The following is a 25,907-nucleotide window of genomic DNA, read 5'->3' as shown; positions in this document are numbered from 1 at the left end:
TGCCTACCGGCCTTATCGCCGGCAAGCCGGCTCCCACAGGTACAGCGCATGCCTTGAGCCCGGCGCAGGCCCTGTGGGAGCTGGCTTGCCGGCGATAGGGCCGGTACAGGCGACCTTACTGGCTGACCACCCACCCACCCCCCAAGGCTTTGTACAACGCCACGCTCCCCTGCAACCGGGCCAGACGCAGTTGTGCCTGCTGTTCCTGCGCCGCATACAAAGTGCGCTGGGTCTCCAGCACGCTCAACAACGTCTCCGCTCCCGCGCCATAACGCTGCTGCGCCAGGTCGAACGCCAGCCGCGCCTGCGCCACCTCGTCATCCTGCCACTGCCGCTGACGGTCCACGCCGTGGATCGCATTGAGGGCTTTTTCGACATCGGCAAAACCGGCCAGGATGCTGCTGCGGTAGGCCTCCAGCAACTCTGCCTGCTCAGCCTCGGCCAGTTCACGCGCGGCACGCAGCCGGCCGTTGTTGAACACCGGCGCGACCAGGCCGCTGGTGAGGGTGTAGTAGGCGCTGTCGAACAAGTGGGCGAAGGTATTGGCGCCAGCCCCCAGATTGGCCCCGAGGGTGAGTTTGGGCAGCATGGCGGCGCGGGCGACCTGCACGTTGGCGCTGGCGGCGGCCAGGCGTGCTTCAGCCGCGGCAATGTCCGGGCGGCGGGTGAGCAGTTCGCTGGGCACGCCGCTGCCTATGGCGGGCCATTGCAGGGTGATGAACGCCTCCTGGCTGGCGGGTAGCGCCTGCACCGGTTCGCCGAGCAGGGTCGCCAGGGTGACCCGGCTGTCTTGCCACTTCTGTTCCAGTAACGGCAACTGGCGTTGCTGCGCGGCCACCAGGCTGCGCTGCTGGGCCAGCTCCAGGCGCGTGGCGGAACCGCTGCGCTGGCGTGCCTCGACCAGGCCCAGCACATCGTGGGCATTGCGCAGGTTGAGGCGGGCAATGCGCAACTGCTCCTGCAGGGCCAGGCCTTGCAGGTAACTGTCGGCCACCGCGCTGACCAGGGTCAGCACGCCACGGTCTGGCGGTCGAAGCGGCTGGCATCCAGGCTGCGCAGAGCGCTGTCGCGGGTCGCCCGCAGGCCGCCCCAGAAGTCGATTTCGTAGCTGGCGCTGAGTTGCATGTCGAACGAGGTACTGGTGGGTTCGTTGCTGCTGACATCCAGCTGGTCGTTGCCCTCACCGTGCAGCAGGCGTTGGCGGCTGCCGTTCAGGCCCAGCGTCAGCTCCGGCAGCAGCGGGGCGCCGGCGATGACCGCGCGGGCCTGGGCCTGACGCACCCGCGCCGTGGCGGCGGCCAGGTCATGGGCATTGTGCAGGGCGTGTTGCACCAGGCGGTCGAGCTCGCGGCTGGCGAAGGCTTGCCACCACTGGGCCGTTGGCCATTGTGGCGAGGTTGTTGCGACCTCGCCTTGCCAGGCAGGTGGCGTGGCGATGCCGCTGGCGGGGGTGGGCGGCGTACTGCAGGCGGCGAGGCATACGCATAAGGTCAACAGGCTGATGCGGCTTGGCAGAGTCATGGGTTATTCGCTGGTAAGGGCTTTGACCGGGTCGAGGCGTGCGGCCTTGCGCGCGGGCATGAAGCCGAACACGATGCCGGTGACGACGGCGCAGGCGAAGGCGCCGAGCATGGCGGGCAGGGCAAAGGCCACCGCCACTTCGGCCAGCATCAGGCCGCCACCGATGGCCAGGGCCAGGGCGATGCCGGCCAGGCCGCCGACCATCGACAGCATCACTGCCTCGCTGAGGAATTGCCGCAGGATGTCGCGCTGGCGCGCGCCGGTGGCCATGCGGATACCGATTTCACGGGTGCGCTCGCGCACGGTCATCAACATGATGTTCATCACGCCGATGCCGCCCACCAGCAGCGAAATCGCGGCGATCGCCCCCAGCATCAGCGCCAGGCTGTTCTGCGTGCGCGCCTCGGCCTGGATCAGCGCCGCGTCATTGGTCAGCTCGAAGTCCTGGCGGCCGTTGTGGCGCTGGCGCAGCAGCTTGTCTATGGCCGCTTCGGCTTCGTTGACCCGCGTGGAGTCGAGGGCGGCAACGGCGATGTAGTCCGGGTCGCGCTGGCCGAACAGGCGGATGGCTGCAGCGGAGTAGGGCACCACGATGCGCCCGTCGCTGTCCTGGTCGCCAGAGCTGGCGCCCTTGGCGGCCAGGATGCCGACTACCTGGAACGGCACATTGCCAATCAGCAGGTACTGCCCCACAGGGTCGCGGCCAGGGTCGAGCATCTTTTCCCGCACTTTCTGGCCGATCACCGCCACCGCGGCAGCATTGGCTTCATCGGCATCGGTGTAGAAGCCGCCCTGCACCGCAGGCCAGTTGAAAATCTCCGGGAACCCGGTGTTGTTGCCACCCACATAGAACCGCTGGCTGTTGTTGCCTTGGCGCACCATCATCTTTTCGCCGATCACCGGCATCACGTGTTTGACCTGCGGCAGTTGGCCGATGGCAGCGACATCGTCGAGGGTGATGGTGCCGGCCTGTTCGCCCAGGCTTGCCGGCTTGCCGTTGAGGTAGAGGATATTCGAGCCGAAGGCGGCCATCTGCGCCATGACCTGGCGCTTGCTGCCTTCGCCCACGGCCAGCATCACCACCACCGAGGCCACGCCGATGACGATGCCCAGCAGGGTCAGGGCGGTGCGGAAGCGGTTGACCCACATCACCCGCCAGGCTGCCTGCAGGGCTTCGAGCAATTCGCCTTTCCACGCCCCGTGCAAAGTCGCGCCACGGTCCAGGCGCTGGCGCAGCTGCTCGGCCTGCAGCCCGCGGCCGTGCTCGACCGTGGGCTGTTCGCCGGCCGAATCGCTGATGATCAGGCCGTCACGGATTTCGATCACGCGCTGTGCCCGCGCCGCGACGTTGCGGTCATGGGTGATCAGGATGATCACATGGCCCTGGCTGGCCAGCTCGTCGAGCAACGCCATCACTTCGGTGCCGCTGTGGCTGTCGAGGGCGCCAGTGGGTTCGTCGGCGAGGATGATATGGCCGCCGTTCATCAAGGCCCGGGCAATCGACACCCGTTGCTGCTGGCCGCCAGACAACTGGTGCGGGCGGTTGCCGGTGCGGCTGGCCAGGCCTAGGCGGCCGAGCAGGGCGCTGGCGCGGGCGTGGCGTTCGTTGGCAGCGATGCCGGCATAGATGGCCGGCATTTCGACGTTTTCCTGGGCCGAGCCCGATGGGATCAGGTGGTAGCCCTGGAACACGAAGCCAAACGCCTCGCGGCGCAGCCAGGCCAGTTCGTCGCTGCCCAGCTCGGCCACATCCTTGCCGGCGAAGCGGTAACTGCCGGACGTGGGGCGGTCGAGGCAGCCGAGGATATTCATCAAGGTCGACTTGCCGGAGCCGGAGGCGCCGACGATGGCGACGAACTCGCCAGGATGGATGCACAGGTTGATGCCATGCAGGATATCGACCTTGGGCGTTTCGACGCCGCCGTAGGATTTACGGATGTCGACCAGCTCGATCAGGGGCGTGCTCATTCAACCTCCGCTGACGCCAGGGGCGCCGATCACCAGGCGTTCGCCTTCGTTGAGGCCGTCCAGCACTTGCACCCGCAGGCGGTCGCTGAGGCCGGTGCGCACCTGGCGCTGTTCCACCTTTCCGTCGCGGGTCAGCACATGCGCCAGGCGCAGGCCATCGCCGTCGTCCAGCGCGGCCAGTGGTACGGTCAGCACCTGGCTGGCTTTGCCGGCGACGAAGAACACCTGTGTGGTCATCTCTGCCATCAGCGCGCCGTCGGGGTTGTCGACATCCAGCAGCACGCTGTACTGCACTACCTGGCTGCCGGCACTGCCATTGCTGACGCTGGCCGGGCTGCCGCCGCCCTGGCTGGCCTGCTCCAGTGGCTTGGGCGGGATCGGCAGTACTTGCCGCACGGTGCTGGTCCAGCGGCGCTTGCCGCCGGCCAGGGTGGTGAAGTAGGCGGTCATGCCCGGCGTGACCTTGCCGATGTCGGCCTCTGACACCTGGGCCCACACGGTCATTGGCGAAAGCTTGGCGATGCGCAGGATCAACGGGGTCTGCTGCTGGGCATTGAGGGTTTGCCCCTCACGCGCATCCACCGCCACTACCGTGCCGTCCATCGGCGCGTAGATGCGCGTGTAGCCCAGCTCGGCCTCGTCGCTGCGCAGGCTGGCCTGGGCCTGACGGATCTGGGCCTGGAACATGTCGATGCGCGCCTGGGTGACCTTCAACTGTGCGGCAGCCGTTTGTACGTCCTCGTCGCGGGTGGCACCGGCGGCCGCCAGGTCGCGTTGGCGTTTGAGTTGCTGTCGGGCCAGTTGGAACTGCGCGCGTTGTTCGGCCAGCTGGGCCTTGAGGTTGTCGATCGAATAACGGCCGGCATCCAGCCGGGCCTGCTGGGTCGAAGGGTCGATCTCGACCAGTAGTTGGCCTTTGCGCACCGTGTCGCCGACTTCCACGTGCAGGGTGTGGATCTGCCCCGACGCCTGGGCACCAACGTCCACGTAGCGACGCGGTTGCAGGGTACCCAGTGCGGTGACGCTGCTTTCGATGTCGGCGCGGGTCACGGCGACCGTGCTCAGCGGCTGTGCGCCATAGGGCAGGGCCTTCCAGGCCAGCAGGCTGCCCAGGCCGAGCAGGCCCAGGCCGGTGAGCAGTAGCCGGCGACGGGTGTTGGTTAAAGGTCTCATGCAGACATCCAGCCGAGGGGGTGCCAGATAGACGAAAGCGGCAGGGGGGGATTTAGCGTGGGAAGATTGGCGCGATCTCTGTGGGAGCGGGCGTGCCCGCGAACACCGGCGCAGCCGGTGCCATGCACCGCGTTGAATTCTTCGCGGGCATGCCCGCTCCCACAGAAGAGCGCATACCTGTGGGAGGGACGGTGTTGCTCCAAGCGCCTTGTTGCTGAGAATAATTATAATTTGTAAGATCGCACGCTGACATCACTCGGTCCCGCGTTGCTGCCTGAAAAGGCTTTCTGGCATAGGCTGGCAGGACGATCTCAGGTAACGTCGTGGAACATTACTATCGCGAACTGGTGGGTTTCCTTTGCGCGCGCCTGGGCAATCGTCAGGCCGCCGAAGACGTGGCACACGATGCCTACCTGCGGGTGCTGGAGCGCACCGACGGCGAGCGCATCGAGCACCCGCGTGCCTTTCTTTACCGCACCGCGCTCAACCTGGTGGTCGACCGCCACCGTCGGCATCAGGTGCGCCAGGCCGAGCCGCTGGAGGTGCTGGACAGCGACGAGCGCTGGCATACCCCGGCGCCGACCCACGACATGCAGCTCGACCAGCGCCTGGCACTGATGCAGCGCGCCCTGGACGAGCTGAGCAAGGTCTGCCGCGACAGCTTCCTGCTGCGCAAGCTCGATGGCCTGTCCCACCAGCAGATTGCCGAGCATCTGGGAATTTCCCGCAGCCTGGTGGAAAAGCACATCGTCAATGCCATGAAGCACTGCCGGGTGCGCATGCGCGAGTGGGAATCCTGATCGCCGGGTTGAAGGCAAATGCAAATTCCGTCAGTCGATCACTTGATTTCCTCGGTTTTCCCGACTTCTATCAAAGAAGACCCCTGCCAGGCGTAGCGTTGGCAGCAGCCTTCACTGGCGCAGTATGGTCATGGAGCGTACCCATTACCCAACTGCCCAGGTCCGACCATGGCCAACAAGACGCTGCGCATCCTCATCGCCGACGCACACCCGTGCCAGCGCCTGCAACTGGAGCGGCTGCTCAACGGCCTGGGTTACTACCGGATAGCGCCAGTGGACAGCTTCGAGGAGCTGCAGCGCCTGGTGTTGAGTGCCTTGCAGCCTTTCCACCTGCTGTTGGGCAACATCGAGCTGGCCAGCCGTGCCGGGGTCGACCTGGCGCGCTTTTGCCGCGTCAGCACGCAGATCCAGCATGCCCTGCTTTACCACTCGGCCCAGTTGCAAGTGCCCTCGGTGCCGCAGACCGAGCGCCAGGCCGTCAGCCTGAGCCTGCCCCAGGTGCCCGATAACGAGGCGCTGGAGGCATTCATGGCGATCATCGATACGCCGCTGCTGGTCGGCAAGCTGCCGCTGCCGGGCACCATGCCGGCTGCCACGGCGCGGCCACGGCCCAGGGCCAATTTCGTCAATAGCATGTTCAACCGCTAAAGCCGCGCGGGCGGGGCAAGGGGGCAGCTATTTGCTATCCTCTTGCCCTTTGCCGATTTGCGGAACCTGCCATGACTGCCATCGATACCGCTCGCCCGCCCCGGTTCAGCCGCGGCGACCACCGGACCCTGGGCCTGGCGGCGTTGGGCGGCGCGCTGGAAATCTACGACTTCATCATCTTCGTGTTCTTTGCGCTGACCCTGAGCCAGCTGTTCTTCCCGCCCGAGATGCCCGAATGGCTGCGCCTGCTGCAAAGCTTCGGGATCTTCGTCACCGGCTACCTGGCGCGGCCGCTGGGCGGCATCCTGATGGCGCACTTCGCCGACCACCTGGGACGCAAGCGGGTTTTCAGCCTGAGCATCCTGATGATGGCCCTGCCGTGCCTGTTGATCGGGGTGATGCCGACCTACGCCGACATCGGCTATGCCGCGCCGCTGATCCTGCTGGCCCTGCGCATCCTGCAGGGTGCGGCGGTGGGCGGGGAGGTACCGAGTGCCTGGACCTTCGTTGCCGAGCATGCGCCGGCCGGGCGGCGCGGCTACGCCCTGGGTTTCCTGCAGGCCGGGCTGACCTTCGGCTACCTGCTGGGGGCGCTGACCGCGACCTTGCTGGCGCAGCTGTTCACCCCGCAGGAAATTCTCGACTACGCCTGGCGCTATCCGTTCCTGCTCGGCGGGGTATTCGGCGTGATCGGCGTGTGGCTGCGCCGCTGGCTCAGTGAAACACCGGTGTTCCTCGCCCTGCGCGCACGCCAGGAGCAGCCGGTGAGCTTCCCGCTGCGACGGGTGCTGGGCGAACACCGCCGGGCGCTGATCCCGGCGGCGCTGCTGACCTGTGTGCTGACGTCCGCCGTGGTGGTGCTGGTGGTGATTACCCCGACGGTGATGCAGCAGCGCTTCGGCATGACGGCGGGGCACACCTTCGCCCTGAGCAGCGTGGGCATCGTCTTCCTCAATATCGGTTGCGTGCTGGCCGGATTGCTGGTCGACCGGGTGGGCGCCTGGCGCGCGCTGATGCTCTACAGCCTGCTGCTGCCGCTGGGCATCGGCGCGTTGTACGCCAGCCTGGTGGGGCAGTGGGGCATGACCTGGCTTGCCTATGCGCTGGCGGGCCTGTCCTGCGGCGTGGTAGGGGTGGTGCCGTCGGTGATGGTCGGGCTGTTCCCGGCCGAAATCCGCGTGTCGGGCATTTCCTTCACCTACAACGTGGCCTACGCACTGTGGGCCAGCACCACACCGCTGGCGCTGATCGCGCTGATGCCGTGGAGCCCGTGGGTGTGTGTCGGCTTTTGTCTGATCATGGGCACGGTCGGGCTGCTGACAGCGTTGTATTTCGGGCGTCGTGAGCCATTGGCGTTTGCGGCGGAGCCGGTGCCGATCATGTGTGGTGACAAATGAGCCGGTAACGGCTGTAGGGCATTGAGGCAGACTTCCGGGCGGGGGTTATTGGAATAACCTATTAGCCAAATTTAACCTGGAAGGTTAATTTCTCATGGAAAAGAGATGCCTCACTGCCCGCTGAAGCGGGTGAAGGCGCTGTTGAGTCTAGGCAAAGTGCGTACTACCGGGGTAGCCACGCAGGGTGCTCGGGCACTTGGGATTGAGCCTTTCGCCATGCTGAACATTGTTCGCGAGCTAACGCCAGGCGACTTTCACAAGAGCATGACGACCTACAACAATCATCGAGTCTGGCAGGACGTCTATCGTCCCCAGACCGCTGTAGGAAGGGTTTACCTCAAGTTGATGGTGGTTGACGACCTGCTCATCGTGTCTTTCAAGGAGCTGTGAAATGAAATGCCCACTGTGTGGACGAGCGGAATTGGTCGCGCAATCCAAGGACATGCCTTATCGCTACAAGGGTGAAACTACCGTTATTCCCGATGTTTATGGCGACTACTGCCCTGCTTGTGGTGAGGTGATACTCGGCATGGGAGAGGCGCAGCGCATGAGTGACCTGATGTCGGCGTTTGAGCGACAAGTCAATGGAGCCGTTGTTGATCCTGCCTTCATTGCAGCAATGCGCAGGAAGTTCGACCTCGACCAGCGTGAAGCAGGGGAAATTTTCGGTGGTGGGGTCAATGCGTTCTCTCGTTACGAAAACGGCAAGACCACGCCGCCAGTGGCGCTGGTAAAACTGCTCAAGCTGCTGGACCGCCACCCAGAGCTCTTCGAGGAAGTGCGTACTGCCTGACGATTGGCAGGCAATAAAAAGCCCCCGGCTCGTGAGAACCCGGGGGCTTTTCGTTAGCGCAGGGCAGGGGCCTTACATGTTCGGGTAGTTCGGCCCGCCAGCGCCTTCAGGAGTGACCCAGGTGATGTTCTGGGCCGGGTCCTTGATGTCGCAAGTCTTGCAGTGCACGCAGTTCTGCGCGTTGATCTGGAAGCGCTTGCTGCCGTCCTCTTGAGTGACCACTTCGTACACGCCCGCCGGGCAGTAGCGCTGGGCCGGCTCGTCGTACAGCGGCAGGTTGCTGGCGATCGGCACGTTCGGGTCGGTCAGCTTCAGATGGCAGGGTTGTTCCTCTTCGTGGTTGGTGCTGGAGAGGAATACCGAGCTGAGCTTGTCGAAGCTGAGCTTGCCGTCCGGTTTCGGGTAGTCGATCTTCTGCGACTCGGCTGCCAGCTTCAGGCAGGCGTAGTCCGGCTTGGTGTCGTGCAGGGTGAACGGCAGCTTGCCGCCGAACCAGTTCTGGTCCACATAGTTGAACGCAGCACCCAGCAGCGGGCCGAACTTGTGCATGGCCGGGCCGAAGTTGCGGCTGGCGAACAGTTCTTCGTACAGCCAGCTGGCCTTGAAGGCGCTGACGTAACCGTTCAGCTGGTCGCCGCCTTCGCTGCCGGCGATCAATGCGTCGGCCACCGCTTCGGCGGCCAGCATGCCGGACTTCATCGCGGTGTGGCTGCCCTTGATCTTGGCGAAGTTCAGGGTGCCCAGGTCGCAGCCGATCAGCGCGCCGCCGTTGAAGACCATCTTCGGCAACGAGTTGAAGCCGCCCTTGCAGATGGCGCGGGCACCATAACTGATGCGCTTGCCGCCTTCGAGGTACTGGCTCATCACCGGGTGGTGCTTCAGCCGCTGGAACTCGTCGAACGGCGACAGGTACGGGTTGGCGTAGGACAGGTCGACGATCAGGCCAACCACCACCTGGTTGTTTTCCAGGTGGTAGAGGAACGAGCCACCGGTGTTGTCCTTGGCCATCACGTCCAGCGGCCAGCCGGCGGTGTGCACCACCAGGCCCTGCTCGTGCTTGGCCGGGTCGATTTCCCATATTTCTTTCAGACCGATGCCGTAATGCTGGACGTCGGCCTCGCTGTCGAGGTTGAAGCGCTTGATCAGCTGCTTGCCGATATGGCCACGGCAGCCTTCGGCGAACAGCGTGTACTTGGCGCGCAGTTCCATGCCCGGGGTGTACAGGCCGTCCTTCGGGTTGCCTTCACGGTCAACGCCCAGGTCACCGGTGACGATGCCGCGGACCACGCCGTTCTCGTCGAACAGTGCTTCCTGGGCGGCGAAGCCCGGGTAGATTTCCACGCCCAGGTTCTCGGCCTGCTGGGCCAGCCAGCGGCACAGGTTGCCCAGCGAAATGATGTAGTTGCCCTGGTTGTGCATGGTCTTGGGCACGAACAGGTCAGGCACCTTGGTCGAGCTGGCGGCATCCTTGAGCACGTAGATGTCGTCACGCTTCACTTCGGTGTTCAGTGGCGCGCCGAGTGCTTTCCAGTCAGGGAACAGCTCGTTCAGGGCGCGGGGTTCGAACACCGCGCCGGAGAGGATGTGGGCGCCGACTTCAGAGCCTTTTTCCACCACGCAGACGCTGATTTCGCTACCGGCTTCGGCGGCCTTCTGCTTCAGGCGGCAGGCGGCGGACAGGCCCGCCGGGCCGGCGCCGACGATGACCACGTCGAATTCCATGTATTCGCGTTCCACTGGTTCTCTCCTACTCATCAAGGCTCGTGCTGTTGCTTTGTCTTATGGGTGCGCGGGGGCATTCGCAGCGGTTCTACGCAACGGCGGAACTGTAGCTGGGCAAATGACGGACTACACCGTTTTGTCTTGGCCGCGCATTATATCTACACCACTTGGCGGGTCCAATACAAACGTTTGTTTGAATTTGCCGCAGGCCAGTAAAATCACAGGAACGCGGCTGGAGGGTGACCGATTTGCCGTATTGACCGGATTGGGTGTTACGGTCAAGATACGAGCGGTTTTACGTTCGCCGTAGGCTTGCAGCCGGGCGCAGGTACACCTCTAAAGACCAGGTGTGGAGCAGGGTTTTGCGGCCTTTGGCCGGTTTGTAGTGGAGTTTACACGCCACGACAGAAAATGACCCGTGAGTATTTGACGCAAGGGTCCGGACAAGACTGTTCGGTCACGGTTAAACCTCTGCCTCCCGGTACGTTTTTAGAGGTGCCCTTGTACCCACGCGCATCGCCGGGCCTGGCCCCAGGCGACTATCTATTCACCGGAGAGTAACGAGGAATCCATGAAGGTTCTTGTAGCTGTCAAACGAGTGGTCGACTACAACGTCAAGGTTCGCGTCAAGGCGGACAACTCCGGCGTCGACCTTGCTAACGTCAAGATGTCCATGAACCCCTTCTGCGAAATCGCCGTGGAAGAAGCCGTGCGCCTGAAGGAAAAGGGCGTGGCGAGCGAGATCGTCGTCGTTTCCGTCGGCCCGACCACTGCCCAGGAGCAGCTGCGTACTGCCCTGGCCCTGGGTGCCGACCGTGCCATCCTGGTCGAAGCCGCTGACGAACTGAATTCCCTGGCCGTGGCCAAGGCGCTGAAAGCCGTTGTCGACAAAGAGCAGCCGCAGCTGGTCATTCTCGGCAAGCAGGCCATCGACAGTGACAACAACCAGACCGGCCAGATGCTGGCTGCGCTGACCGGCTTCGCCCAGGGCACCTTCGCCTCCAAGGTCGAAGTGGCTGGCGACAAGCTGAACGTCACCCGTGAAATCGACGGCGGCCTGCAGACCGTTGCACTGAACCTGCCGGCCATCGTCACCACCGACCTGCGCCTGAACGAGCCACGCTACGCGTCGCTGCCGAACATCATGAAGGCCAAGAAGAAGCCGCTGGAGACCCTGACTCCAGACGCGCTGGGCGTTTCCCTCGCCTCCACCAACAAGACCCTGAAAGTCGAAGCCCCGGCTGCCCGCAGCGCTGGCATCAAGGTCAAATCGGTGGCCGAACTGGTCGAGAAGCTGAAGAACGAAGCGAAGGTAATCTAAATGACTATCCTGGTTGTCGCTGAATACGAAAACGGTGCCGTAGCCCCGGCCACCCTGAACACTGTTGCTGCTGCTGCCAAGATCGGTGGTGATGTGCACGTGCTGGTCGCTGGCCAGAACGTCGGCGGCGTTGCCGAGTCTGCTGCCAAGATTGCTGGTGTGGCCAAGGTGCCTGGTTGCTGATAACGCGGCCTACGCCCACGTCCTGCCGGAAAACGTTGCGCCGCTGATCGTCGAGCTGGCCAAGGGCTACAGCCACGTGCTGGCCCCGGCCACCACCAACGGCAAGAACATCCTGCCGCGCGTTGCTGCGCTGCTGGATGTGGACCAGATTTCCGAGATCATCTCGGTCGAGTCCGCCGACACCTTCAAGCGCCCGATCTATGCCGGTAACGCTATTGCCACCGTGCAATCGAGCGCGGCCATCAAGGTCATCACCGTGCGTACCACCGGTTTCGACGCAGTGGCCGCCGAAGGTGGTTCGGCTGCCATCGAAGCCGTTGGCGCTGCCCATAACGCCGGCATCTCGGCCTTCGTTGGCGAAGAGCTGGCCAAGTCCGACCGCCCAGAGCTGACCGCTGCCAAAATCGTCGTTTCCGGCGGCCGTGGCATGGGCAACGGTGACAACTTCAAGCACCTGTACAGCCTGGCCGACAAGCTTGGCGCTGCCGTCGGTGCTTCGCGCGCCGCGGTCGACGCCGGCTTCGTGCCGAACGACATGCAGGTCGGCCAGACTGGCAAGATCGTTGCGCCACAGCTGTACATCGCCGTCGGCATCTCCGGCGCGATTCAGCACCTGGCCGGCATGAAAGACTCCAAGGTGATCGTGGCGATCAACAAGGACGAAGAAGCGCCGATCTTCCAGGTAGCCGACTACGGCCTGGTTGCTGACCTGTTCGAAGCGGTTCCGGAGCTGGAAAAGCTGGTCTGATCCGCCTGCTTCACTTATAAAGAACCCGGCCCTCGTACAGGGGGCCGGGTTTTTTTGTGGTCAGTTCCGGCCCAATCGCCGGCAAGCCAGCTCCCACAGGTACTGCACCGCCCTGAAGCACTGCGCTGTACCTGTGGGAGCTGGCTTGCCGGCGATAGCGACGGATCAAGCAATACAAGGAGTGAGGGATGACGTTGCGCGGAACGGGTAGGGCGCTGGCATGTGTGGCGCTATTGATGTCACCACTGGCCATGGCCGCAAGTATATGCGAGCGCCTTGTGGCAACCGGCAGCCCTGATGCGCCACCTTATTCGTGGCAGGATCCGCAAGACCCGAAACACCTGATCGGCGCCAACGTCGACCTGTTGCGCCAGGTGGCTGGCGAGCTGGGCGTGAAGGTGGAGGTGCTGAATGCCGGCCGGCGTGACCAGGCGCTGGAAGAAGTGCGTAGCGGGCGCATGGACCTGCTGCTCGACACCCCCATGCAGGTGGAGCAACTGACCGCGCTGGACTATATCCATCCACCCCTGCAGCTCAACGAATACCTGGTGTGGACGCGCCACGACGCTACCCTGGCCTTCGAAGGCCCGGCGGACCTGGCCCAGTACCAGGGCAGTGTGTCCGAGCGCGCGCGGCTGACCCCGGCCTTTACCGCTTTTGCCAAGGCCCAGCTGAAGCTGGTGCCGGCACAGAACCTGACCCAGGCGTTCCAGAAACTGGTGCTCGGCCAGGTGGACTATGTGCTCGCTGGCCGCTATTCAGGCATGGCCATGGCCCAGAGCCTGGGCATGAGCAATGACCTGATCGCCCGCGGCCTGCCGGTGGATCGGCCAGGCTTGTACCTGGCCCTGTCGCACAATTCGGCCTGCAATGACAGCTGGTTGCGTGGGCAATTGGCGAAAAAACTGACAGAATTGCCGATCTCCGGTGCGTCCGAGGCCGTGCTGCAACGTAATGTCGAGCGCTGGAAAGCGCAGTTGCAAGTGCCGTCGGGCACCCCCAAACACTAGGAAGATTGCGTGAGAACCCAACCACTAATCCTTGCCTTGGCCGTGCTCGGCCTGGCTGGCTGTGCCAACGATCCGGCCCCTAACGAGCAGATGCGCATTTCCGAACAGGCACTGGAGCAGGCCAGGGCCGTCGGTGCCACTGAACAGGTCGAAGCGCTCAAGCTGGCCGAAGACAAGCTGGCCCGGGCCAAGGCCAACATGGTCACCGAAGATTACCGCGATGCGCGCATGCGTGCCGAGCAGGCCGAACTGGATGCGCGTCTGGCCGAGGCCCAGGTGCTGAACCAGAAGAGCGAAGAGCAGCTGCAACTGCTGCAGTCGCGGGTCAAGCGCCTGCGCAAGCAGCTGGAGGTGCAGCCATGATCCGTCGCATGCCATTGGCCGCGCTGGCAGTGCTGGCCCTGACGGCTGGCCTGCAAGGTTGCGCCAGCCAGCGCAGCAGCGCAGCACTGGATGAAGCCACCGCGGCCTTCCAGAAGGTCAAGGATGATTCCGATGTGCTGCGCAGCGCGCCGCGTGACGTGATTCGCGCTGGCGAATCGCTGGCCCGCGCCGAGCGGCTTTCCAGCTACATCGGCACCGGTACCGACGTGCGTCATTACGCCTACCTGAGCCAGCGTTACAGCGAGATCGCCAGCGAGCATGCCAAGCTGGCGCTGAACCAGGAACGCCAGGCCAAGCTTGACCTGGAGCGTCAGCGCCTGCAGCTGGCCCTGCGCGAGGCCAAACTGGCCAGCGTGCAGCAGCAGGGCAAATGGATCGAGTCGCAGATCGCCGCGTTGGCCTCGGAGCAGACCGACCGTGGTCTGGTGATGACCCTGGGTGACGTGCTGTTCGACACCGGCCGTGCCGACCTGAAGAACTCGGCCAGCCGTACTGTGCTCAAGCTGGTGCAGTTCCTCCAGCTCAACCCGCGCCGGGTGGTGCGGATCGAGGGCTATACCGACAGCACAGGCCCTGCGGAGGACAACCTGAAGCTGTCTCGCGACCGGGCGCAGGCCGTGGCCGACATGCTGGTCGACCTGGGGATCGACGAGAAGCGCCTGCAGGTTGAAGGGTATGGCGACCAGTACCCGATCGAGGCCAATGCCTCGGAACGGGGCAGGGCGCAGAACCGCCGTGTGGAGATCGTGTTCTCCGATGACAAGGGCAAGCTGGCGCCGGCGCGCTGAGTTTTGTGAAAAGGGGGCCGCCTTGCGGCCCATCGCCGGCAAGCCAGCTCCCACAGGAATCACGCACAGACTTCAAGCCCTGTGCAATCCCTGTGGGAGCTGGCTTGCCGGCGATGGGCTGTAAAGCAGCCCCGCTTTTAATCGGCTTAACCGGGCTTAATCGTTTCTATAGCTGTCACGCAACTGTATTGTTGACTATCCTGCGATCTGTCCCAGTACACTTTGCAACTGTTACGGTATCCTCTACCGTCAATGAGCTACACAAGAACAACGAGCCCGTCCGCGTGTCGAGAGCCAGCCATGACCAACCTGCTGCTGTACCAGCGTATCGCCCAGCAACTGGCCGATGACATCCGTCGCGGTGTCTACCAGCCAGGCGAGCGGGTACCCTCCGTGCGCAAGATGAGCGCCCAGCTCAATGTCAGCCATGCCACGGTGCTGCAGGCCTATGCCAATCTTGAGGACCAGGGGCTGATCCGTGCACGGCCGCAGTCTGGCTACTACGTGCACCAGACCCCGGCACTGACCGCGCAAACCCCGGACATCGCCCGGGTGGAGCGCCCCGGTCTGGTCACCCGCGCCAGTATCATCCAGCAGGTATTGACCGAGGCTCGCCGTGATGGCGTGTTCCCCTTTGGCGCCGCTGTGCCGCACGTCGACTACCTGCCGGTCCGTGCTTTGCACCAGCAGATTGCCAAGGTGACGCGCTTCCACAGCCCGCGTGCCTTCAGCTACATGTTCAGCCCCGGTTTCGAGCCGCTGCGCCGGCAGATCGCCATTCGCATGCGTGATGCCGGCGTACTGGTCGACCCGCGTGAAGTGATCGTCACCCATGGCTGTGTCGATGCGCTGCAGATGTCGCTGCGCGTGCTGACCCGCCCCGGTGACTTGATCGCCGCCGAATCGCCCACCTATTACGGGTTGTTGCAACTGGCCGACCTGCTGGGCCTGAAGGTGATCGAGATCCCCAGCGACCCGGCCACCGGCATCAGCCTCGAAGCCTTGCAACTGGCGGCCAACCAGTGGTCGATCAAGGCGCTGGTACTGACTGCGCGCCTTAGCAACCCGTTGGGCGGCACCGTCCCGGAAGAGCGTCAGAAGCAGTTGCTGCGCCTGGCGTCGGACTTCGATATCCAGATCGTCGAAGATGACATCTATGGCGAACTGATGTTCGAGCAGGGCAAGACCAAGGCGCTGAAGGCGTTCGACCGGCTGGACCGGGTGATCTATTGCTCGAGTTTTTCCAAGACCCTGTCTCCGGGTGTGCGCGTAGGCTGGATGATCGCCGGGCGCTATCAGGATGAAATCCAGCGCCTGCAAACCTTCAGCACCCATTCGGCCTGCAGCGTGACGCAGATGGGGGTGGCGGCCTACCTGGAGAATGGCGGCTACGACCGGCACCTGCGCTACATCCGCCAGGAATACCGCAAGAACCTCAGTGCCTACCAGCTGGCGGTGCAGCAGCACTTCCCCGAGGGTACCCAGATGACGCGACCGACGGGCGGTTTCATCCTGTGGGTGAGCCTGCCCGGGCGGGTCAATACCCAAGAGCTGCATGTGCGCGCGCTGGAGCAGGGCATCAGTATTGCGCCGGGGCTGATCTTCAGTAACACCGAACAATTCAACCACTGTATCCGCCTGAATTGCGGTATACCCTGGAACAAGGAGGCCGAGCGCGCGGTGATCACGCTCGGCCTGCTGGCCCAGCAATTGTGCCGGGAGCCAGCGGCCGCACTTTTGTAGGCTTGCCACGCGCCTGAGGAACAGGGAGCATACGCACTTTTCCTGCCAGTCTGTCCATTTGCCATGAATGCTTTGCGCCGTTTTGCCTTGATCTTGTGCCTCGTACCGCTCTGCAGTCTGGTGGGTGTTGCCCAAGCTGCGCAGCCGGCAGGCCAGGCGCAGGCCGTCCAGAGCAAGCCTGCGCAAAAAGGGGCAGCCAAACCCGTGCAGAAGCCGGCGGCAAAAAAGGCCGGCAACAGCAAGGCCAGGCCGGCCCGCAAGCCGGTGAGCAAGGCGGTTGCCAAACCATTGCCCAAGGCCAGACTCGACCTCAGCCTGCCTGCTGATATGGTCGATAACCTGGAGCCGAATGTGGGTAGCCTTCCGCCTGTCCAGCGTCGTAAACCTTTGCTGCCGCCCATGTTCACTGAAAAGCCAGAGAGCGACGACAGCCCGTTCCAGCTCAATGGTCGGCTGATCAACAACGAAATGCAGCTGCAACTGCGCAATGACAGCCGTCGCGATGTGGAAGGGGCAGCGATCGATTTCGAGTACCGCCAGTAATCGGTGAACTGACTGCCGGGTCACGGCAGATTTCATCATGCCAGTAATTTCAAACGCCTGTTTGAGCGGTTACTATCCAGGGACGCTCGTCCCGTTTTGTTCCAGGGAGTCCTGATTTTGGTGAATAGCCATGAATTGCCGTGAGGGCTGTGGTGCCTGTTGCATCGCCCCGTCCATCACCTCTGCGATGCCGCGTATGCCCAATGGCAAGCCGGCTGGCGAGCGCTGCCTGCACCTGACTGTCGACAACCTCTGCGACCTGTTCGGCAAACCCGAGCGGCCGGCGGTGTGTGGCGGTTTCAAGGCGGATGTCGAGGTGTGCGGCAGTGACCGTGACGAGGCGATCAGGATTCTCGGTTGGTGGGAGCAGGTGACGGCGGCGTGACAGGCTGGATCTTCGACAACAAGGATAAACATGATGAGATCGTTCAAGCGTATTGCACTGCTGTGTGGCATGGGTGTGCTGCTGTCGCCGGCGGCCTGGGCCGAAAACTGGCAGGTGGCCAAGGATGAGGAGGGGATCAAGGTTTCCCTCAGCGAAGTGGCCGGTTCCAAGTACAAGGCTTACCGCGGCGTCACCGTGATCAAGGCGCCGCTGGCCAAGGTGCAGGCGTTGCAGGAGGATGTGGTCGGGGCCTGCGCGTGGATTCACGAATGCAAGATGCAGAAGATGCTCAAGCAGGAAGGTGACCAGGTCTGGACCTATACCCAGTTCAATACACCATGGCCGGTGACGCCGCGGGACTCGGTGTTGCATGTGACCACGGTGAAGCAGGGCTGATGGCAGCCTGGTCCGCAACCTGAAGGAAGAGCCGACCTATGTCCCGGAAGAGAAGGGCTTCGTGCGGGTGGCGAAGGTAGAAGGTTTCTGGAAGCTGGTGCCCAAGGGTGACAGCACGGAAGTGACCTATCAGGTGCACACCGAGCCGGGTGGCAGTGTGCCGGCGATGGTGGCCAACAAGTTCGTGGTGGATGCGCCGTTCAATACCCTGAAAGGGTTGCGGGAGCGGGCCGAGAAAAACTGAGGCTTTTGGGTTGCCTGTGCCGGCCTCTTCGCGGGCTTGCCCGCTCCCACAGATACGTCATGGTCTTCAAGGTCTGTGGAGTTCCTGTGGGAGCGGGCAGGCCCGCGAAGAGGCCGGCACAGGATGAACAAAAAAGGCTGCCCGAGGGCAGCCTTTTTGCGTTCGGCCAGTAAGCTTACTTGCGGTCCTGCAGCGCAACGATGTCGCGCTTCTGCTCGCCGGTGTACAGCTGGCGCGGGCGGCCGATCTTGTACGGGCTGGAGAGCATTTCTTTCCAGTGCGAGATCCAGCCTACGGTACGTGCCAGTGCGAAGATCACGGTGAACATGCTGGTCGGAATGCCGATTGCCTTCAGGATGATCCCCGAGTAGAAGTCGACGTTCGGGTACAGCGAGCGCTCGATGAAGTACGGATCGGTCAGGGCGATCTCTTCCAGGCGCATGGCCAGTTCCAGCTGCGGGTCGTTCTTGATGCCCAGCTCGCGCAGGACTTCGTCGCAGGTCTGCTTCATCACGGTGGCGCGCGGGTCGCGGTTCTTGTAAACGCGGTGACCGAAGCCCATGAGCTTGAACGGGTCGTTCTTGTCCTTGGCCTTGGCGATGAACTTGTCGATGTTCGAGACATCGCCGATTTCATCGAGCATGGTCAGTACCGCTTCGTTCGCACCGCCGTGGGCCGGGCCCCACAGTGCGGCGATACCGGCGGCGATGCAGGCGAACGGGTTGGCACCCGACGAGCCGGCCAGACGAACGGTGGAGGTGGAGGCGTTCTGCTCGTGGTCGGCGTGGAGGATGAAGATCCGGTCCATCGCCTTGGCCAGCACCGGGCTGATCGGTTTGATCTCGCACGGGGTGTTGAACATCATGTGCAGGAAGTTTTCCGCGTACGACAGGTCGTTGCGCGGGTACATCATCGGCTGGCCCATGGAGTACTTGTAAACCATCGCGGCCAGGGTCGGCATCTTGGCGACCAGGCGCACCGCGGAAATTTCGCGGTGTTGCGGGTTATTGATGTCCAGGGAGTCGTGATAGAACGCCGACAGGGCGCCGACCACGCCGCACATCACCGCCATCGGGTGGGCGTCGCGGCGGAAGCCGTTGAAGAAGGACTTCAGCTGCTCGTGAACCATGGTGTGGTTCTTCACGGTGCTGACGAACTGGGCCTTCTGCTCGGCATTCGGCAATTCGCCGTTGAGCAGCAGGTAGCAGGTTTCGAGGTAGTCGGATTTCTCGGCGAGCTGCTCGATCGGATAGCCGCGGTGCAGCAGGATACCCTGGTCGCCGTCAATGTAGGTGATCTTCGACTCGCACGAGGCGGTCGCCATGAAACCAGGGTCGAAGGTGAAGTGACCAGTGGCCCCCAACCCGCGGACGTCGATTACATCAGGACCAACGGTGCCGGTTAAAATGGGCAGCTCGACGGGGGCAGCGCCCTCGATGACCAACTGCGCTTTTTTGTCAGCCATGTGGCCTCCTATTAATGCTTGAAATCATCAGACAGACCCCCCACGCAGGGCCCGCACCACTATAGAGGGATAAATTCAGATGTCAATTTGCCTAAAGGCTTGTTGAAACAGGCATTGAGGCCTGTTTTTTCGCGAAATTCTCGCCCATTTACGCCTTTTGTCCGTTAAAGGCAATGCGCTATTTGGGCTACCCCGTCACGTTGTCATGAGCAGCCTAACTGTCTATACTCGCAACCCGACCGCCAGGGGCTTGCAAGCCCGAACTGCTGGGGGTCGCCGTTCCCTGGGTGGTGGGTACCTGACCAGTACACTTACCAACAACTTTGCCCTGATTCGCTAGGGGCTCTTCAGTGTGAAAAAAGCCGTGAAAAGCCAACGACCTGTAAACCTAGACCTAAGGACTATCAAGCTCCCCGTCACTGCGTACACGTCCATCCTGCACCGTATCTCCGGCGTCATCCTGTTCCTCGGCCTTGCCATCATGCTTTATGCACTGGGCAAGTCGCTGGGTTCCGAGGAAGGCTTTGGTGAGGTGAAGGCGTGTCTGACCAGCCCGCTGGCCAAATTCGTGACCTGGGGCCTGCTGTCCGCCCTGCTTTATCACCTCGTGGCAGGTGTACGTCACCTGATCATGGACATGGGCATCGGTGAGACGCTGGAAGGCGGCAAGCTGGGCTCGAAAATCGTGATCGTCATCTCCGTGGTGCTGATCGTTCTGGTGGGAGTTTGGGTATGGTAACCAATGTCACGAACCTGTCGCGTTCGGGCCTCTATGACTGGATGGCGCAGCGCGTTTCTGCGGTCGTTCTCGCGGCTTACTTCCTCTTCCTGATCGGCTACGTGGTCGCCCACCCAGGCATCGACTACACCCAGTGGCATGGTCTGTTCTCCAACAACGCGATGCGGATCTTCAGTCTGCTGGCCCTCGTTGCCCTGGGCGCTCACGCCTGGGTCGGCATGTGGACCATTGCGACCGACTACCTGACGCCAATGTCGTTCGGTAAGTCGGCAACTGCGATTCGTTTCCTGTTCCAGGCGGTATGCGGCGTTGCGATGTTCGCTTACTTCGTCTGGGGTGTGCAGATTCTCTGGGGTATCTGATCCATGGCTAGCATTCCAACCATTTCCTTCGACGCCATCATCATCGGTGGCGGCGGTGCCGGCATGCGCGCTGCGCTGCAGCTGGCTCAAGGCGGTCACAAGACTGCCGTGGTCACCAAGGTCTTCCCGACCCGTTCGCACACTGTATCCGCCCAGGGCGGCATCACCTGCGCCATCGCTTCGGCCGACCCGAACGACGACTGGCGCTGGCACATGTACGATACCGTCAAGGGCTCCGACTACATCGGTGACCAGGACGCTATCGAGTACATGTGTCAGGAAGGCCCGGCTGCGGTCTTCGAGCTGGACCACATGGGCCTGCCGTTCTCGCGTACCGAAACCGGTCGTATCTACCAGCGTCCGTTCGGCGGCCAGTCCAAGGACTTCGGCAAGGGTGGCCAGGCTGCCCGTACCTGCGCCGCATCCGACCGTACCGGTCACGCGCTGCTGCACACCCTGTATCAGGGCAACCTGAAAGCCGGTACCACCTTCCTCAACGAGTACTACGCGGTTGACCTGGTGAAGAACCAGGACGGCGCATTCGTGGGTGTGATCGCGATCTGCATCGAAACCGGCGAAACCCTGTACATCAAGTCCAAGGCCACCGTGCTGGCGACTGGCGGTGCCGGCCGTATCTACGCCTCCACCACCAATGCCCTGATCAACACCGGTGACGGCGTGGGCATGGCCCTGCGTGCCGGCGTGCCGGTGCAGGACATCGAAATGTGGCAGTTCCACCCGACCGGCATCGCCGGCGCCGGTGTACTGGTCACCGAAGGTTGCCGCGGTGAGGGTGGCTACCTGATCAACGCCCACGGCGAGCGCTTCATGGAGCGTTACGCGCCGAACGCGAAAGACCTGGCCGGCCGCGACGTGGTTGCCCGTTCCATGGTCAAGGAAATCATCGCCGGCAACGGCGTGGGCCCGAACAAGGACCACGTGCTGCTGAAGCTGGACCACCTGGGCGAGGAAGTGCTGCACAGCCGCCTGCCAGGTATCTGCGAACTGTCCAAGACCTTCGCCCACGTCGACCCGGTGGTCGCGCCGGTGCCGGTCATCCCGACCTGCCACTACATGATGGGCGGCGTTGCCACCAACATTCATGGCCAGGCCATCACCATGGACGCCGAAGGCAACGACCACATCATCCCGGGCCTGTTCGCCGTAGGTGAAGTGGCCTGCGTATCGGTTCACGGTGCCAACCGTCTGGGCGGCAACTCGCTGCTCGACCTGGTGGTGTTCGGCCGTGCTGCCGGCCTGCACCTGGAAAAGGCGCTGACCGAAGGCGTGGAATACCGCGACGCCAGCGACACCGACGTCGATGTTGCCCTGAACCGCCTGAACAAGCTGAACGAGCGCACCACTGGTGAAGACGTTGCCAGCCTGAAGCGCGAGCTGCAGAGCTGCATGCAGAACTACTTCGGTGTATTCCGTACTGGCGAATACATGCAGAAGGGTATCGAGCAGCTGGCCGGCCTGCGTGACCGCATCGCCAACGTCAAGATCAACGACAAGTCCCAGGCCTTCAACACCGCGCGTATCGAAGCGCTGGAGCTGCAGAACCTGCTGGAAGTCGCCGAAGCTACCGCCATCGCGGCCGAAGCCCGTAAAGAGTCGCGCGGTGCTCACGCCCGTGAAGACTACGAAGACCGTGACGACGAAAACTGGCTGTGCCACACCCTGTCAACTACCCGGGTGAGAAGCGCGTCGCCAAGCGTGGCGTCAACTTTGCGCCGAAGACTGTTCCAGCCTTCGAACCAAAAGTCCGGACTTACTAAGGGTGGCCGCTATGTTGCAAGTCGAAGTTTATCGTTACAACCCGGACACCGATTCGGCGCCGAAAATGCAGACCTTCCAGGTCGATACCGGCGGCAAGGATCTGATGGTGCTGGACGTGCTGGCGCTGATCAAAGAGCAGGACGAAGGTTTCTCCTACCGTCGTTCGTGCCGTGAAGGCGTTTGCGGTTCCGATGGCATGAACATCAACGGCAAGAACGGCCTGGCCTGCATCACCCCGCTGTCGGCGGTGGTGAAAGGCAACAAGCTGATTCTGCGCCCGCTGCCGGGCCTGCCGGTCATTCGTGACCTGGTCGTCGACATGAGCATCTTCTACAAGCAGTACGAGAAGGTGAAGCCGTTCCTGCAGAACGACACCCCGGCGCCGGCCATCGAGCGCCTGCAGTCGCCGGAAGACCGCGACAAGCTGGACGGCCTGTACGAGTGCATCCTGTGCGCCTGCTGCTCGACCTCCTGCCCGTCGTTCTGGTGGAACCCGGACAAGTTCCTGGGCCCCGCCGCACTGCTGCAGGCCTACCGGTTCCTGGCCGACAGCCGTGACACCAAGACCCAGGAGCGCCTGGCGTCCCTGGATGACCCGTTCAGCGTATTCCGCTGCCGCGGGATCATGAACTGCGTCAACGTTTGCCCGAAAGGTCTGAACCCGACCAAGGCAATCGGCCACGTACGTAACATGCTGCTGCAAAGCGGCACCTGATACAAAGTGTTGTACCTGCAGTAAGCCGAGGTGCGGGTGGTGAGCCCGCACTGAGGTAAAACCCGAACAAGGGCCCACAAAGCCTGCGTTCATTACCTATGAAGATATGAGACCAGCAGGGGCTTTCCGGGCTGGTACCCGGAAAATCAGCAGGATCCAAGTGGCGTGGTTCAGTCGCTGTATTCGGACTTTTCCAGGTTTGCTGTGGCTCTCGCCGATCAGTCCCCTAATCGAGGGTGACCAAGCATGCAAGAAAGCGTGATGCAGCGCATGTGGGAAAGCGCCCACCTTTCAGGTGGTAACGCTGCATATGTGGAAGAGCTTTATGAGCTCTACCTGCACGACCCTAACGCTGTGCCAGAAGAGTGGCGCACCTACTTCCAGAAGTTGCCCGCCGACGGCAGCACCGCTACCGATGTATCGCACTCGACAATCCGCGACCATTTCGTACTGCTGGCAAAGAACCAGCGCCGCGCCCAACCGGTATCCGCCGGGAGCGTGAGCAGTGAACACGAGAAGAAGCAGGTTGAAGTTCTGCGACTGATCCAGGCCTATCGTATGCGCGGCCATCAGGCTGCCAAGCTCGACCCGTTGGGGTTGTGGCAGCGTCCTGCGCCCGTAGACCTGTCGATCAATCACTACGGCTTGACCAATGCCGATCTTGATACGACCTTCCGTGCCGGCGACCTGTTCATCGGCAAAGAGGAGGCGAGCCTACGCGAGATCTTCGAAGCGCTCCAGAAGACATATTGTCGCACCATTGGCGCCGAGTTCACCCACATCGTCGATTCCGAGCAGCGCAGCTGGTTCCAGCAGCGCCTTGAAAGCGTGCGCGGCCGTCCGGAGTTTTCCGCTGACGTGCAGGCCCACCTGCTCGAGCGCGTGACCGCCGGTGAAGGCCTTGAGAAATACCTGGGCACCAAGTACCCGGGCACCAAGCGTTTCGGCCTCGAGGGCGGCGAAAGCCTGATCCCGATGCTGGACGAAATGATCCAGCGTTCCGGCTCCTACGGCACCAAGGAAGTCGTGATCGGCATGGCCCACCGTGGCCGCCTGAACGTGCTGGTCAACACCTTCGGCAAGAACCCGCGCGAGCTGTTCGACGAGTTCGAAGGCAAGAAGATGAACGAGCTGGGCTCCGGTGACGTTAAATATCACCAGGGCTTCTCGTCGAACGTGATGACCCCGGGTGGCGAAGTGCACCTGGCCATGGCGTTCAACCCGTCCCACCTGGAAATCGTCTCGCCAGTGGTCGAGGGTTCGGTGCGCGCCCGTCAGGACCGCCGCAACGACACCGTTGGCGACAAGGTGCTGCCGATCTCGATCCACGGCGACGCAGCATTCGCCGGCCAGGGCGTGGTCATGGAAACCTTCCAGATGTCGCAGACCCGCGGTTTCAAGACCGGCGGCACCGTGCACATCGTGATCAACAACCAGGTCGGTTTCACCATCAGCAACCCGCTGGACGCGCGCTCCACCGAGTACGCCACCGACGTTGCCAAGATGATCCAGGCGCCGATCCTGCACGTGAACGGCGACGACCCGGAAGCCGTGCTGTTCGTGACCCAGCTGGCCATCGACTACCGCATGCAGTTCAAGCGTGACGTGGTCATCGACCTGGTCTGCTACCGCCGTCGCGGCCACAACGAGGCCGACGAGCCGAACGGCACCCAGCCGTTGATGTACCAGCAGATCAGCAAGCAGCGCACCACGCGTGAGCTGTATGCCGAGGCACTGATCCAGGCCGGCCGTATCGATGCCGAGCGCGCCCAGGCCAAGATCGACGAGTACCGCAACGCGCTGGACAACGGCCTGCACGTGGTGAAGAGCCTGGTCAAGGAGCCGAACCGCGAGCTGTTCGTCGACTGGCGTCCGTATCTGGGCCATGCCTGGACCGCGCGTCACGACACCCGCTTCGACCTCAAGACCCTGCAGGAACTGTCGGCCAAGCTGCTGGAGATCCCGGAAGGTTTCGTCGTCCAGCGCCAGGTCGCCAAGATCTACGAAGACCGCCAGAAGATGCAGGCCGGTGGCTTGCCGATCAACTGGGGTTATGCAGAGACCATGGCCTACGCCACCCTGCAGTTCGAAGGTCACCCGATCCGCATGACCGGCCAGGACATCGGCCGTGGCACCTTCTCGCACCGTCACGCGGTGCTGCACAACCAGAAGGACGCCAGCACCTACGTACCGCTGAAGAACCTGTTCCCGGGCCAGCCACAGTTCGAACTGTACGACTCCTTCCTGTCGGAAGAAGCGGTACTGGCCTTCGAATACGGCTACTCGACCACCACGCCGAACGCGCTGGTGATCTGGGAAGCCCAGTTCGGTGACTTCGCCAACGGTGCGCAAGTGGTGATCGACCAGTTCATCACCAGCGGCGAGCACAAGTGGGGCCGTCTGTGTGGTCTGACCATGCTGCTGCCACACGGTTATGAAGGGCAGGGCCCGGAGCACTCCTCCGCGCGCCTGGAGCGTTACCTGCAGCTGTGCGCCGAGCACAACATCCAGGTCTGTGTACCGACCACCCCGGCCCAGATCTACCACCTGCTGCGTCGCCAGGTCATCCGTCCGCTGCGCAAGCCGCTGATCGTGCTGACGCCGAAGTCGCTGCTGCGCCACAAGCTGGCCATCTCGACCCTGGAAGACCTGGCAGAAGGCTCGTTCCAGACCGTGATCCCGGAAATCGACAGCCTCGATCCGGCCAAGGTCGAACGCCTGATCCTGTGCGGCGGCAAGGTTTACTACGACCTGCTGGAAAAACGCCGTGCCGAGGGCCGCGAAGATATCGCCATCGTGCGTATCGAGCAGCTGTATCCGTTCCCTGAGGACGACCTGGTCGAAATCCTCGCGCCTTACACCAACCTCAAGCATGCGGTCTGGTGTCAGGAAGAGCCGATGAACCAGGGCGCCTGGTACAGCAGCCAGCACCACATGCGCCGTATCCTGGGCCGCCATAACAAGGCACTGGTCCTGGAGTACGCCGGCCGCGACGCTTCCGCCGCGCCAGCCTGTGGTTACGCATCGAAGCACGCCGAACAGCAGGAAAAACTGCTGCAAGACGCCTTCACCGTTTAATG

The 25,907-nt window shown here is 62.9% G+C and carries 20 protein-coding genes and 4 pseudogenes; 19 read left to right on the top strand and 5 right to left on the bottom strand.

The window, feature by feature from the left end:
- Positions 1-115: 115 nt before the first annotated feature.
- From QIY50_02340 to QIY50_02330, 3 genes and pseudogenes are all read right to left on the bottom strand, one after another.
- Positions 116-1,521: pseudogene (locus QIY50_02340) on the bottom strand (efflux transporter outer membrane subunit).
- 3 nt (positions 1,522-1,524) lie between these two features.
- Entirely contained in the window at positions 1,525-3,489 is a 1,965-nt protein-coding gene (locus tag QIY50_02335) for a MacB family efflux pump subunit (protein WGV21148.1), read from the bottom strand.
- Entirely contained in the window at positions 3,490-4,662 is a 1,173-nt protein-coding gene (locus QIY50_02330; GenBank protein ID WGV21147.1) for an efflux RND transporter periplasmic adaptor subunit, read from the bottom strand.
- Positions 4,663-4,985: 323 nt separating this feature from the next.
- Between QIY50_02330 and QIY50_02325 the strand changes: the two genes are divergently transcribed.
- The 5 genes from QIY50_02325 to QIY50_02305 all read left to right on the top strand — a co-directional run bounded on the left by QIY50_02325 (position 4,986) and on the right by QIY50_02305 (position 8,300).
- The gene (locus QIY50_02325; protein WGV21146.1) at positions 4,986-5,462 is read left to right on the top strand and encodes a sigma-70 family RNA polymerase sigma factor; all 477 of its coding nucleotides are present in this window, start codon (positions 4,986-4,988) and stop codon (positions 5,460-5,462) included.
- 168 nt (positions 5,463-5,630) lie between these two features.
- Positions 5,631-6,110, top strand: a complete 480-nt coding sequence (locus QIY50_02320; GenBank protein WGV21145.1) for a histidine kinase — start codon at positions 5,631-5,633, stop codon at positions 6,108-6,110.
- Between the two features lie 71 nt (positions 6,111-6,181).
- A complete protein-coding gene (locus QIY50_02315) occupies positions 6,182-7,507 on the top strand; it encodes an MFS transporter (protein ID WGV21144.1) in 1,326 nt (441 codons plus the stop codon).
- A gap of 105 nt (positions 7,508-7,612) precedes the next feature.
- Complete coding sequence (locus tag QIY50_02310) at positions 7,613-7,897, top strand: type II toxin-antitoxin system MqsR family toxin (protein WGV21143.1); 285 nt, start codon at positions 7,613-7,615, stop codon at positions 7,895-7,897.
- 1 nt (position 7,898) lies between these two features.
- Complete coding sequence (locus QIY50_02305) at positions 7,899-8,300, top strand: type II toxin-antitoxin system MqsA family antitoxin (GenBank protein WGV21142.1); 402 nt, start codon at positions 7,899-7,901, stop codon at positions 8,298-8,300.
- A gap of 72 nt (positions 8,301-8,372) precedes the next feature.
- On the opposite strand, the gene QIY50_02300 is transcribed toward QIY50_02305, so the two are convergent.
- Positions 8,373-10,037 carry an electron transfer flavoprotein-ubiquinone oxidoreductase gene (locus QIY50_02300; GenBank protein WGV21141.1) on the bottom strand — a complete coding sequence of 555 codons (1,665 nt, stop codon included), beginning with the start codon at positions 10,035-10,037 and terminating at the stop codon, positions 8,373-8,375.
- Between the two features lie 556 nt (positions 10,038-10,593).
- Here QIY50_02300 and QIY50_02295 point away from each other — a divergent pair.
- The 9 genes and pseudogenes from QIY50_02295 (at position 10,594) to QIY50_02255 (ending at position 17,767) form a co-directional block, all read left to right on the top strand.
- The gene (locus QIY50_02295; protein WGV21140.1) at positions 10,594-11,343 is read left to right on the top strand and encodes an electron transfer flavoprotein subunit beta/FixA family protein; all 750 of its coding nucleotides are present in this window, start codon (positions 10,594-10,596) and stop codon (positions 11,341-11,343) included.
- Positions 11,344-12,274: pseudogene (locus QIY50_02290) on the top strand (FAD-binding protein).
- Positions 12,275-12,462: 188 nt separating this feature from the next.
- Positions 12,463-13,284, top strand: coding sequence for a transporter substrate-binding domain-containing protein (locus QIY50_02285; GenBank protein ID WGV21139.1), 822 nt, complete (start codon positions 12,463-12,465; stop codon positions 13,282-13,284).
- Between the two features lie 9 nt (positions 13,285-13,293).
- The gene (locus QIY50_02280; GenBank protein WGV21138.1) at positions 13,294-13,647 is read left to right on the top strand and encodes a DUF4398 domain-containing protein; all 354 of its coding nucleotides are present in this window, start codon (positions 13,294-13,296) and stop codon (positions 13,645-13,647) included.
- The gene (locus QIY50_02275; GenBank protein WGV21137.1) at positions 13,644-14,456 is read left to right on the top strand and encodes an OmpA family protein; all 813 of its coding nucleotides are present in this window, start codon (positions 13,644-13,646) and stop codon (positions 14,454-14,456) included. Before QIY50_02280 ends, QIY50_02275 begins: the two co-directional genes overlap by 4 nt.
- 300 nt (positions 14,457-14,756) lie before the next feature.
- On the top strand, positions 14,757-16,199 hold the full coding sequence (locus QIY50_02270) for a PLP-dependent aminotransferase family protein (protein WGV21136.1): 1,443 nt from the start codon (positions 14,757-14,759) through the stop codon (positions 16,197-16,199).
- 63 nt (positions 16,200-16,262) lie between these two features.
- The gene (locus QIY50_02265; GenBank protein ID WGV21135.1) at positions 16,263-16,742 is read left to right on the top strand and encodes a hypothetical protein; all 480 of its coding nucleotides are present in this window, start codon (positions 16,263-16,265) and stop codon (positions 16,740-16,742) included.
- Between the two features lie 130 nt (positions 16,743-16,872).
- Positions 16,873-17,127, top strand: a complete 255-nt coding sequence (locus QIY50_02260) for a YkgJ family cysteine cluster protein (GenBank protein ID WGV21134.1) — start codon at positions 16,873-16,875, stop codon at positions 17,125-17,127.
- Between the two features lie 33 nt (positions 17,128-17,160).
- Positions 17,161-17,767: pseudogene (locus QIY50_02255) on the top strand (START domain-containing protein).
- A 175-nt stretch (positions 17,768-17,942) separates the two neighbouring features.
- Here the strand turns inward: QIY50_02255 and gltA are convergent.
- Positions 17,943-19,232 carry a citrate synthase gene (gltA, locus tag QIY50_02250; GenBank protein ID WGV21133.1) on the bottom strand — a complete coding sequence of 430 codons (1,290 nt, stop codon included), beginning with the start codon at positions 19,230-19,232 and terminating at the stop codon, positions 17,943-17,945.
- 352 nt (positions 19,233-19,584) lie between these two features.
- Here gltA and sdhC point away from each other — a divergent pair, with 352 nt between their 5' ends.
- The 5 genes and pseudogenes from sdhC (at position 19,585) to QIY50_02225 (ending at position 25,905) form a co-directional block, all read left to right on the top strand.
- The gene (gene sdhC, locus QIY50_02245; GenBank protein ID WGV21132.1) at positions 19,585-19,971 is read left to right on the top strand and encodes a succinate dehydrogenase, cytochrome b556 subunit; all 387 of its coding nucleotides are present in this window, start codon (positions 19,585-19,587) and stop codon (positions 19,969-19,971) included.
- Positions 19,965-20,333, top strand: a complete 369-nt coding sequence (sdhD, locus tag QIY50_02240; protein WGV21131.1) for a succinate dehydrogenase, hydrophobic membrane anchor protein — start codon at positions 19,965-19,967, stop codon at positions 20,331-20,333. Before sdhC ends, sdhD begins: the two co-directional genes overlap by 7 nt.
- Positions 20,334-20,336: 3 nt before the next feature.
- Positions 20,337-22,111 (top strand): annotated as a pseudogene (sdhA, locus tag QIY50_02235) (succinate dehydrogenase flavoprotein subunit).
- A gap of 11 nt (positions 22,112-22,122) precedes the next feature.
- Positions 22,123-22,827 carry a succinate dehydrogenase iron-sulfur subunit gene (locus tag QIY50_02230; GenBank protein ID WGV21130.1) on the top strand — a complete coding sequence of 235 codons (705 nt, stop codon included), beginning with the start codon at positions 22,123-22,125 and terminating at the stop codon, positions 22,825-22,827.
- A gap of 246 nt (positions 22,828-23,073) precedes the next feature.
- Positions 23,074-25,905, top strand: coding sequence for a 2-oxoglutarate dehydrogenase E1 component (locus QIY50_02225; protein WGV21129.1), 2,832 nt, complete (start codon positions 23,074-23,076; stop codon positions 25,903-25,905).
- Positions 25,906-25,907: the final 2 nt, after the last annotated feature.

Source organism: Pseudomonas putida, assembly GCA_029953615.1.
Taxonomy (GTDB): Bacteria; Pseudomonadota; Gammaproteobacteria; order Pseudomonadales; family Pseudomonadaceae; genus Aquipseudomonas.
Note: the sequence above shows the minus strand (reverse complement) of the source record. Positions and strands in the feature narration are given on the sequence as shown.